Below are 10,476 nucleotides of genomic sequence, written 5' to 3'. Positions count from 1 at the left end.
GGGCGAGTCAGAAACCGTATGGATAGGCGAAGGACATGCGAAAGGTCCGGCGTAGAGGGTAAGACCCCCGTAGCTGAAATCTGTACGGCTTGCTTGTACGACACCCAAGTAGCACGGGGCCCGAGAAATCCCGTGTGAATCTGGCGGGACCACCCGTTAAGCCTAAATATTCCCTGGTGACCGATAGCGGATAGTACCGTGAGGGAATGGTGAAAAGTACCGAGGAGCGGAGTGAAATAGTACCTGAAACCGTGTGCCTACAAGCCGTGGGAGCGTCGCGCATCGAGTTTACTCGGTGCGTCGTGACTGCGTGCCTTTTGAAGAATGAGCCTGCGAGTTTGCGGTGTGTTGCGAGGTTAACCCGTGTGGGGAAGCCGTAGCGAAAGCGAGTCCGAATAGGGCGATTGAGTAGCGCGCCCAAGACCCGAAGCGGAGTGATCTAGCCATGGGCAGGTTGAAGCGTGGGTAAGACCGCGTGGAGGACCGAACCCACCAGGGTTGAAAACCTGGGGGATGACCTGTGGTTAGGGGTGAAAGGCCAATCAAACTCCGTGATAGCTGGTTCTCCCCGAAATGCATTTAGGTGCAGCGTCACGTGTTTCTTGCCGGAGGTAGAGCACTGGATAGGCGATGGGCCCTACCGGGTTACTGACCTTAGCCAAACTCCGAATGCCGGTAAGTGAGAGCGTGGCAGTGAGACTGTGGGGGATAAGCTCCATGGTCGAGAGGGAAACAGCCCAGAGCATCGACTAAGGCCCCTAAGCGTACGCTAAGTGGGAAAGGATGTGGAGTCGCAGAGACAACCAGGAGGTTGGCTTAGAAGCAGCCACCCTTGAAAGAGTGCGTAATAGCTCACTGGTCAAGTGATTCCGCGCCGACAATGTAGCGGGGCTCAAGCGTACCGCCGAAGTCGTGTCATTGCAGCATGTACTCCCAACGGAGGCTGTGATGGGTAGGGGAGCGTCGTGTGCCGGGTGAAGCCGCGCCGGAAGGCAGTGGTGGACGGTTCACGAGTGAGAATGCAGGCATGAGTAGCGATACACACGTGGGAAACGTGTGCGCCGATTGACTAAGGGTTCCTGGGTCAAGCTGATCTGCCCAGGGTAAGTCGGGACCTAAGGCGAGGCCGACAGGCGTAGTCGATGGACAACCGGTTGATATTCCGGTACCCGCTTTGAAACGCCCAGTATCGAACCAGGCGATGCTAAGTCCGTGAAGCCGCCCTGATCTCTTCGGAGTTGAGGGGAGTGGTGGAGCCGACGGACCAGACCTGTAGTAGGTAAGCGATGGGGTGACGCAGGAAGGTAGTCCAGCCCGGGCGGTGGTTGTCCCGGGGTAAGGGTGTAGGCCGTGTGATAGGCAAATCCGTCACACATTGAGGCTGAGACCTGATGCCGAGCCGATTGTGGTGAAGTGGATGATCCTATGCTGTCGAGAAAAGCCTCTAGCGAGTTTCATGGCGGCCCGTACCCTAAACCGACTCAGGTGGTCAGGTAGAGAATACCGAGGCGTTCGGGTGAACTATGGTTAAGGAACTCGGCAAAATGCCCCCGTAACTTCGGGAGAAGGGGGGCCATCACTGGTGATCCGATTTACTCGGTGAGCTGGGGGTGGCCGCAGAGACCAGCGAGAAGCGACTGTTTACTAAAAACACAGGTCCGTGCGAAGCCGTAAGGCGATGTATACGGACTGACGCCTGCCCGGTGCTGGAACGTTAAGGGGACCGGTTAGTCACATTTCGGTGTGGCGAAGCTGAGAACTTAAGCGCCAGTAAACGGCGGTGGTAACTATAACCATCCTAAGGTAGCGAAATTCCTTGTCGGGTAAGTTCCGACCTGCACGAATGGCGTAACGACTTCTCGACTGTCTCAACCATAGGCCCGGTGAAATTGCACTACGAGTAAAGATGCTCGTTTCGCGCAGCAGGACGGAAAGACCCCGGGACCTTTACTATAGCTTGATATTGGTGTTCGGTTCGGCTTGTGTAGGATAGGTGGGAGACTGTGAAGTCATGGCGCCAGCCATGGTGGAGTCGTCGTTGAAATACCACTCTGGTCGTGCTGGATGTCTAACCTCGGTCCGTGATCCGGATCAGGGACAGTGTCTGGTGGGTAGTTTAACTGGGGCGGTTGCCTCCTAAAATGTAACGGAGGCGCCCAAAGGTTCCCTCAGCCTGGTTGGCAATCAGGTGTTGAGTGTAAGTGCACAAGGGAGCTTGACTGTGAGACTGACGGGTCGAGCAGGGACGAAAGTCGGGACTAGTGATCCGGCGGTGGCTTGTGGAAGCGCCGTCGCTCAACGGATAAAAGGTACCCCGGGGATAACAGGCTGATCTTCCCCAAGAGTCCATATCGACGGGATGGTTTGGCACCTCGATGTCGGCTCGTCGCATCCTGGGGCTGGAGTCGGTCCCAAGGGTTGGGCTGTTCGCCCATTAAAGCGGTACGCGAGCTGGGTTTAGAACGTCGTGAGACAGTTCGGTCCCTATCCGCTGTGCGCGTAGGAATATTGAGAAGGGCTGTCCCTAGTACGAGAGGACCGGGACGGACGAACCTCTGGTGTGCCAGTTGTCCTGCCAAGGGCATGGCTGGTTGGCTACGTTCGGGAGGGATAACCGCTGAAAGCATCTAAGCGGGAAGCCTGCTTCGAGATGAGTATTCCCACCAACTTGATTGGTTAAGGCTCCCAGTAGACGACTGGGTTGATAGGCCGGATGTGGAAGCCCTGTAAGGGGTGGAGCTGACCGGTACTAATAGGCCGAGGGCTTGTCCTCAGTTGCTCGCGTCCACTGTGTAGTTCTGAAGTAACGAACCGTGTTGTTTTCCGGTGGTCGTTAACTTCATAGTGTTTCGGTGGTCATAGCGTTAGGGAAACGCCCGGTTACATTTCGAACCCGGAAGCTAAGCCTTTCAGCGCCGATGGTACTGCAGGGGGGACCCTGTGGGAGAGTAGGACACCGCCGAACAATCTTTGAAAGAAGCCCCCAGGCTGAGCCTGGGGGCTTCTTTGCGTTTCACCGCAGTTTGAGCGCACCGCCTCACGGTGAGCAATGCCGTGAGATTCAGGCCGTGAGATTCAGAGCCGGCCGGCGGCCTTGAGTGCGAGGTAGGCGTCCGCCAGAGCGGGGGCGATGTCGGCGGGAGGGGCGTCGACGACGGTGACGCCGTGCCGGGTGAGGCGCTGGGCGGTGTCGCGGCGTTCGTTGCGGGCCTGTTCGGCTGCTGCGGCCGCGTAGACCGCGTCGACGGTGCCCCGGCCCTCGGCGAGTTCCTGGATGCGGGGATCGGCGACGGAGGCGATGACGACCTCGTGCCGGTGCGTGAGTTGAGGAAGGACCGGGAGCAGGCCTTCCTCGATGGGGGCGGCGTCGAGGCCCGTGAGGAGTACGACGAGGGAGCGGCGTGGTGCGCGTTGGAGGACGGTGGCCACGAGGCCGCGGGCATCGGATTCGACGAGCTCGGGTTCGAGAGGCGCCATCGCGTTGACCAGCGCGGGGAGCATGTCGTTGGCGTGGCGGCCCTGGACCGAGGCGCGGACGCGGCGGTCGTAGGCGAGCAGGTCGACGCGGTCACCGGCTCGGGTGGCGAGGACTGCCAGCAGGAGGGCGGCGTCCATCGCGGCGTCCAGCCGGGGGGCGTCGCCGACGCGGCCGGCGGAGGTGCGGCCGGTGTCGAGGACGACGAGGATGCGGCGGTCGCGTTCGGGACGCCAGGTGCGGACGGCGACGGAGCCTCTGCGGGCGGTGGCCCGCCAGTCGATCGAGCGGGTGTCGTCACCGGGGGTGTACTCCCTGAGGGAGTCGAATTCGGTGCCCTGCCCGCGGACGAGGAGTGAGGTGCGGCCGTCGAGTTCGCGGAGACGGGCCAGCCGGGATGGCAGGTGCTTGCGGCTGGTGAAGGGCGGCAGGACGCGTACGGTCCAGGGCAGGCGGTGCGAGCCCTGGCGGGCGGCCAGGCCGAGCGGGCCGTGGGAGCGGATGGTGACGCGGTCGGCGCTGCGGTCGCCACGGCGCGTGGGGTGCAGCCGGGTGGTGACACGGCGGCGTTCGCCCGCGGGGACGGTGAGCCGGTGGCGGGAGGCGGCGACCTCGGTACCGGGCTGCCAGCTGCTGGGAGGCCAGGCGTCCCGGACACGGGCACGCAGCGGGCGCCTGGCAGGGTTGTGGATCGTCAGCCGGATATCGGCGGTGTCACCCTGGCGCACGGATGTGTCACCACTTCGGGTGATAAGGAGCTTTCGTACTGGCGCGGCGAGCGCGAGGTCGTACAGAATTCCGAATAGCAGGATTCCTTCGACGACGAGAATGCCGCTCCAGCCCGGCAGCAGCAGTCCGACGACGAGGGCGCCGAGTGCGGCGAGAGCGGCGGTGCGTCCGGTGAGAGCCATGGGTGGTCTGCCGCCTCAGCGGGGGACGGGGACGCGGGACAGGACGGATGTGATGACGGAGTCCGTCGTCACGCCCTCCATCTCTGCCTCGGGCCGCAGCTGGACGCGGTGGCGGAGGGTGGGCAGGGCGAGGGCCTTGACGTCGTCGGGGATGACGTAGTCGCGGCCGGTGAGCCAGGCCCAGGCACGGGAAGTGGCCAGCAGGGCGGTGGCTCCTCGGGGGGAGACACCGAGACTGAGGGAGGGGGATTCACGGGTGGCGCGGCAGATATCGACGATGTAGCCGGTGATGTCGGAGGAGACGGCGGTCTTGGCGACGGCGGCCCGGGCGGCTTCCAGGTCGGCCGGCCCGGCGATCGGGCGCAGGCCGGCGGCGTGCAGGTCGCGGGGGTTGAAGCCCTCCGCGTGGCGGGTGAGTACGTCGATCTCGGTCTCGCGGGAGGGCAGCGGCAGGACCAGCTTGAGCAGGAAGCGGTCGAGCTGGGCCTCGGGCAGCGGATAGGTGCCTTCGTACTCGACGGGGTTCTGGGTGGCGGCGACGAGGAACGGGTCGGGCAGCGGGCGTGGTGTGCCGTCGACCGAGACCTGGCGTTCTTCCATCGCTTCGAGGAGGGAGGCCTGGGTCTTGGGCGGGGTGCGGTTGATCTCGTCCGCGAGGAAGAGGTTGGTGAAGACGGGGCCGGGCTGGAAGGAGAACTCGGCGGTGCGGGCGTCGTAGACCAGTGAACCGGTGATGTCGCCGGGCATCAGATCGGGGGTGAACTGCACGCGCTTGGTCTCCAGCCGGAGCGAGGCGGCCAGCGCACGGACCAGGAGGGTCTTGGCGACCCCGGGGACGCCTTCGAGAAGTACGTGTCCTCGGCAGAGCAGGGCCACGACCAGGCCGGTGACAGCCGGGTCCTGGCCGACCACGGCCTTGGCGATTTCGGTGCGCAGTGCCTCCAGGGAGGCGCGGGCGCTGTCGGCGGTCGGGGCGCTCACGGGTTGGCGTACCTCTCTTTGGCAAGGATCGAGCGTTCTAGGGCGTCGAGGTCGTCGGCGAGGCGCAGCAGGGCGGCGTCGTCCGGCGGCGGAGGGCCGTGGAGGAGAGTGCGTACGTCGATCGCGCGGGCGCCGGACGCCGGGTCGGGCATGCGGGTGGTGATGGCGGTCGCCAGTGTGCCGGGTTCGTCGGCCTGTGACAGCGGGATGCCGAGGAGCGGGGCCAGCCGGTGCCGGGTCGCGGTCCGCAGGGATTCGGCGGCGCGGCCACGGGCCCGGGCCCGGCGGTAGAGACGGGCGCGGCCCTCGGTGGCTTCGGCGGCGCGCACGACGACGGGCAGGCGTTCGGCGACGACGGGTCCGAGCCTTCGGGCCCGCCACGCGGCGGCGATCAGCGCGGCGATGAAGAGCTGGCGCAGTGCCCAGGTCCAGCCTTCGGGGACGAGGTCGAAGAAGGTCTGCTGCCCGCCGTCGAGCGCGCTGGAGTCATCGAGCGAGGGGAGGTACCAGACGAGTTCCGGGTGGGCGCCGAGAAGCTGGAGTGCCAGGGAGGCGTTGCCGTCCTTGTTCAGATTCCCGTTCTGGAGCAGGTCGTAGGCGCCCAGGACGACGGTGTCACCGCCGTGGCCGGCCGGAATGCGCAGCAGGGTGGGGTGACTGCCGCTGAGGTAACAGGCGGCGGCGTCCGGGTCGGTGACGGTGTAGGAGATGCCGCCGGTGGTGGCCGGGCCGGCCCGGCGGGCGGCGGGCAGGTCGCAGTCAGGACTGAGGACGCGTACGGAGGTGGTGCTGACGGCATCCACACCGGGGGTGAGGATGCTGGTCGAGTCCGGGGTCGGGGAGAGGAGGACGGTGCGGCCGCCGGAGCGTTCGGTGGCCCTGTGGAGGGCGTGTTGCTGCCGGTCGGTCAGCAGATCGGGGACGGCGACCAGGAGCGTGGTGTCGGGTCCGGCCGCGGCTGCGGCCTGACCGGCGGTGGTGACGACTCTGACGGAAACACCCTGGTCGGCGAGGAGTTCACTGACGGCGCGGCTGCCCCAGGGATCGGGGGAGCGGGGATCGAGGGCGTCGTGGTTCTCATCGGTCCGCAGGACGGCGTAGACGGCACCGAAGACGAGGAGGGCGAGCAGAGCCGCCAGCAGGGCGCGGGAGCGTGTCCACAGTTGGCGTGCGGTGGGGGAGGACGCGGTTCCGGCGGAGGCCTGCGCGGCCGGGCCGGCGGTGCCGGTATCGGGGAGGGAACCGGTGGTCATGAGGGGCCGCCCCAGGTCGTGGGGGTGGCCGTGGCGAACTGCGGCTTGCTGTGCTCCAGTTCGGTGTCGAGGTCGCGCAGGGCGGTGTAGGCCTGCTGGTTGGCGCTGCGGCCCCCGTAGGTCACGTCGTCGAAGGTGCGGGCCGCGTCACGCAGCGCCGCGGCGTGGGCGGGGAGGAACCGGCCGGCCTCGGCTGCGGCCTCGTCGGCGGTGCGGCCGGGGCGCGGGTCGAGCACGGTGCGTTCCTCGAGGGAGCGCACGATGGCGCGCATACGTTCCTGGACGGCCGGCGTCCACTGCCCCAGGCGGGCGAAGTGCTCGGCGGCGGAGCGGTGCTGGGCCGCCGTACGCGGGGCGTCGCCGAACAGTCCGTCGGCGGCGCTGGTCGGGGTACGGAACCGGCCGAGGCGCAGCCGCAGGGCGACCAGCAGCCCGATGACCACGGCCGCGATGACGATCAGTCCGACGGTGCCGCCGGGAGAGACACCGGAGGCGGCGGAGAACAGGTCGTCGATCCTGTCCCAGAGCCAGTTCAGGGCTCGCTGCAGCAGGCTCGGGTCGTTCTGGTGGTAGATCTGCTTGGACAGCTCGTCCCGAGCGGCCTCGCGGGCCGGGCCGCTCGGGATCGTGACCGGTACGTCCCCCGTCACCGGTGTCAGCTTCCGTCGGCGGGGGTGTCGGTGCTGTCGGTGGCGTCGCCGTAGCCGGGGACTCCGGCGGCGCGGGCGAGTTCGATGTCCAGGGCCTCGCGGCGGATGCGCTGGTCCATGTAGAGCAGCGCGGTGACGCCGGCGCTGATCGGGAAGGTGATGGTCGAACCGATCACGCCGCCGATCCCGATGATGACGAGAGAGGCCCAGCTGTAGGTGGAGTCACCGGAGATCAGGGCGGACATGCCACCGTCACCGGTGACCCCGGCGATCAGGACGAAGGGAACCTGGATGATCGACGAGACCATGTAGACGATGAAGGCGGCCAGCAGCTGGATGCCGAACATCCGCCACCAGGAGCCGCGCACCAGCTTGGCGGAACGGGCCATGGATTTGACCACACCCTGCTTCTCCAGCATCAGCGCCGGTGAGGACAGGGTGAAGCGGATCAGCAGCCAGACGGTGACGACGAACGCGGCCAGGCCGCCGAGGAAGCCGAGGGCGATGCCGCCCCCGGTGGAGCCGGCGACAGCGACGGCGATACCGGGAGCGATGCCCACGGCCATGATGCCGAGGGCGATCAGACCCAGCAGAACGGTCAGACCGAGCAGCCGCAGCAACTGGGGACGGGCGTCCGTCCAGGCCTCGCGGGTGGTCACCGGGCGGCCCAGCACCGCGCGGCTGATCACCATGGTGAGCATGGCGGTCGCGACCACGATGCCGAGCAGCGTGATGACCAGGGTGAGGGCGCTGCCGGCGAGGGCGCCGCTCAGGGCGCTGGTGATCTCGTCGCCGGTGGGATCGGGGTTGTGCTCCAGGGCGCTCAGACTGGAGCCGTCGTTGAGGACGAAGCCCTGCAGCAGGATCGCCGCGGTCTCCGTGACCAGGGCGACCACGAGGGAGACACCGAGCACGGTGCGCCAGTGGGCACGCATCGTGGAGACAGCGCCGTCCAGGATCTCGCCGACCCCCAGCGGGCGCAGCGGGATGACGCCGGGCTTGGGCGAAGCGGGACGGCCCCAGTTCGGCTGGCCCCAGCCCTGCGGCTGACCCCAGCCGGTGCCCGCCGCGGGCGGCGGGGGCGGCGGAGCCGGCGTACCTTGCGCAGGGGCGCTGCCCTGGCCGGGCGCGGACCACTGGCCCGCCGGCGGTTGTTGCTTGGACCAGTTCGGGGGCGCAGCATCCTGGGGCGTGCCGGAACCGTTGTCACGGTCGGGCTCGCCGGAGGGAGAGGATCCGGGCGAGGCCCAGCCCGGAGAGTCGTTCATCGTCGCTCCTTTGTTACTGCGCTTCCCGGACCCTTAACGGTGGGACGGTGGCCATCGTGCCATGGGGTGCGGACGCGCGTACCCGGGGATGTGCCGGACAGGAAGGGTTCAATGGCCGCCGCGTTCGCGGCAGACTGAGGAGATGGGTGATCAGTTCGTGGAATCTGTATCCAACGATCCGTTGCCGGCTCTGCGTTGGGAGGAGCCTCCGGAAGGCCCCGTGCTCGTGCTGCTCGACCAGACCCGGCTGCCCGCCGAGGAGATCGAGCTGGTCTGCACCGATGTGCCCGCCCTCGTCGAGGCGATCCGCACCCTCGCGGTGCGGGGTGCGCCGCTGCTCGGCATAGCGGGGGCCTACGGCGTCGCGCTGGCGGCCGTACGCGGCTACGACGTGGACGACGCCGCCGAGACGCTGGCGTACGCCCGGCCGACCGCGGTCAACCTGGCCTACGGGGTGCGGCGGGCCTCGGCCGCCTATCACGCGGCGCTCGCCGACGGCGCCGGCGTCGAGCGGGCCGCGGCGGCCGCCCTCGCCGAGGCCCGCGGGCTGCACGCGCAGGACGCCGAGGCCAGCGCCGCCATGGCCCGGCGCGGCCTGGCACTGCTGGAGGAACTACTGCCCGGCGGCGGCTACCAACTGCTCACGCACTGCAACACCGGCGCCCTGGTCTCCGGCGGCGAGGGCACCGCGCTGGCCGTGGCGCTGGCCGCCCACCGGGCGGGCGAGCTGCGCCGCCTGTGGGTGGACGAGACCAGGCCCCTGCTCCAGGGTGCCCGGCTGACCGCGTACGAGGCCGCCCGCACCGGCATGGCCTGCACCCTGCTCACCGACAACGCGGCAGGCTCGCTCTTCGCCGCCGGGGAGGTGCACGCCGTCCTCGTCGGCGCGGACCGGATCGCCGCCGACGGCTCGGTGGCCAACAAGGTCGGCAGCTATCCGCTGGCGGTGCTCGCCCGCTATCACAACGTGCCCTTCATCGTGGTGGCCCCGACGACCACCGTTGACCTGGACACGCCCGACGGTGCATCGATCGAGGTCGAGCAGCGGCCCGGGCAGGAAGTGACCGAATCGGCCGGAAAACCTGTGGCCCCCCTCGGCACCCAGGCATACAACCCTGCGTTCGATGTCACACCGGCGGGTTTGATAACGGCGATTGTTACCGAAAACGGCGTGGTTTCGCCTGTTACGCCCGGTCACCTCGCAGCTTTGTGCCCACCTCGGGCTCCAGGTCACGATCAGGTAATGGGATGATGGTGCGTATGAAGGGACGTGTCCTGGTCGTCGACGACGACACCGCACTGGCAGAGATGCTTGGCATCGTGCTGCGCGGCGAAGGTTTTGAGCCGTCGTTCGTGGCCGACGGTGACAAAGCCCTGGCCGCATTCAGGGAGACCAAGCCTGATCTGGTCCTCCTCGACCTCATGCTCCCCGGGAGGGACGGCATCGACGTATGCCGTCAGATCCGGGCCGAGTCAGGGGTGCCCATCGTCATGCTCACCGCCAAGAGCGACACGGTCGATGTCGTGGTGGGCCTGGAATCCGGGGCTGATGACTACGTCATCAAGCCGTTCAAGCCTAAGGAGCTGGTGGCCCGGGTACGTGCACGGCTGCGCCGTGCCGAAGAACCCACACCCGAGCAGCTCACCATCGGTGACCTGGTCATCGATGTCGCGGGCCACTCGGTCAAGCGCGAGGGCCAGCCCATCGCGCTGACCCCGCTGGAGTTCGACCTGCTGGTGGCACTCGCCCGCAAACCGTGGCAGGTCTTCACCCGTGAGGTGCTGCTGGAGCAGGTCTGGGGCTATCGGCACGCCGCCGACACCCGCCTGGTCAACGTGCACGTGCAGCGGCTGCGCTCCAAGGTCGAGAAGGACCCCGAGCGTCCCGAGATCGTCGTGACGGTCCGAGGCGTCGGCTACAAGGCGGGACCGGGCTGA

7 protein-coding genes and 2 rRNA genes (1 of these 9 running past the window's edge) are annotated in these 10,476 nt (G+C 67.2%); 4 read left to right on the top strand and 5 right to left on the bottom strand.

The genetic code is table 11. The features are described 5' to 3' along the window. Positions 1-2,773: ribosomal RNA gene (locus RWE79_RS15435) — 23S ribosomal RNA — on the top strand; it begins 351 nt to the left of the window's first position. Positions 2,774-2,848: 75 nt separating this feature from the next. Next, positions 2,849-2,965: ribosomal RNA gene (rrf, locus tag RWE79_RS15430) — 5S ribosomal RNA — on the top strand. A gap of 110 nt (positions 2,966-3,075) precedes the next feature. Here rrf and RWE79_RS15425 read toward each other — a convergent pair. The 5 genes from RWE79_RS15425 to RWE79_RS15405 are packed head-to-tail and all read right to left on the bottom strand — an operon-like array spanning position 3,076 to position 8,538. Beyond that, complete coding sequence (locus tag RWE79_RS15425) at positions 3,076-4,386, bottom strand: DUF58 domain-containing protein (RefSeq protein ID WP_475940646.1); 1,311 nt, start codon at positions 4,384-4,386, stop codon at positions 3,076-3,078. Between the two features lie 15 nt (positions 4,387-4,401). Beyond that, the gene (locus RWE79_RS15420; RefSeq protein WP_475940645.1) at positions 4,402-5,367 is read right to left on the bottom strand and encodes an AAA family ATPase; all 966 of its coding nucleotides are present in this window, start codon (positions 5,365-5,367) and stop codon (positions 4,402-4,404) included. After that, positions 5,364-6,620 carry a DUF4350 domain-containing protein gene (locus tag RWE79_RS15415; protein WP_475940644.1) on the bottom strand — a complete coding sequence of 419 codons (1,257 nt, stop codon included), beginning with the start codon at positions 6,618-6,620 and terminating at the stop codon, positions 5,364-5,366. The genes RWE79_RS15420 and RWE79_RS15415 overlap by 4 nt, the downstream gene beginning before the upstream one ends. Then, complete coding sequence (locus RWE79_RS15410; RefSeq protein ID WP_475940643.1) at positions 6,617-7,270, bottom strand: DUF4129 domain-containing protein; 654 nt, start codon at positions 7,268-7,270, stop codon at positions 6,617-6,619. Before RWE79_RS15410 ends, RWE79_RS15415 begins: the two co-directional genes overlap by 4 nt. Positions 7,271-7,275: 5 nt before the next feature. Continuing rightward, positions 7,276-8,538, bottom strand: a complete 1,263-nt coding sequence (locus RWE79_RS15405; protein ID WP_475940642.1) for a DUF7847 domain-containing protein — start codon at positions 8,536-8,538, stop codon at positions 7,276-7,278. A gap of 142 nt (positions 8,539-8,680) precedes the next feature. Between RWE79_RS15405 and mtnA the strand changes: the two genes are divergently transcribed. Together mtnA and mtrA are read left to right on the top strand one after the other, a co-directional pair. Then, positions 8,681-9,790, top strand: coding sequence for an S-methyl-5-thioribose-1-phosphate isomerase (gene mtnA, locus RWE79_RS15400; protein WP_475940641.1), 1,110 nt, complete (start codon positions 8,681-8,683; stop codon positions 9,788-9,790). Further along, positions 9,787-10,476: a two-component system response regulator MtrA gene (gene mtrA, locus RWE79_RS15395; protein WP_475940640.1), complete on the top strand. Its 690-nt coding sequence runs from the start codon at positions 9,787-9,789 to the stop codon at positions 10,474-10,476. The genes mtnA and mtrA overlap by 4 nt, the downstream gene beginning before the upstream one ends.

The organism is Streptomyces sp. RLA131, from assembly GCF_056270125.1.
The sequence above is the reverse complement of the archived record's forward strand: the minus strand, read 5'-3'. Positions and strand labels throughout refer to the sequence as shown.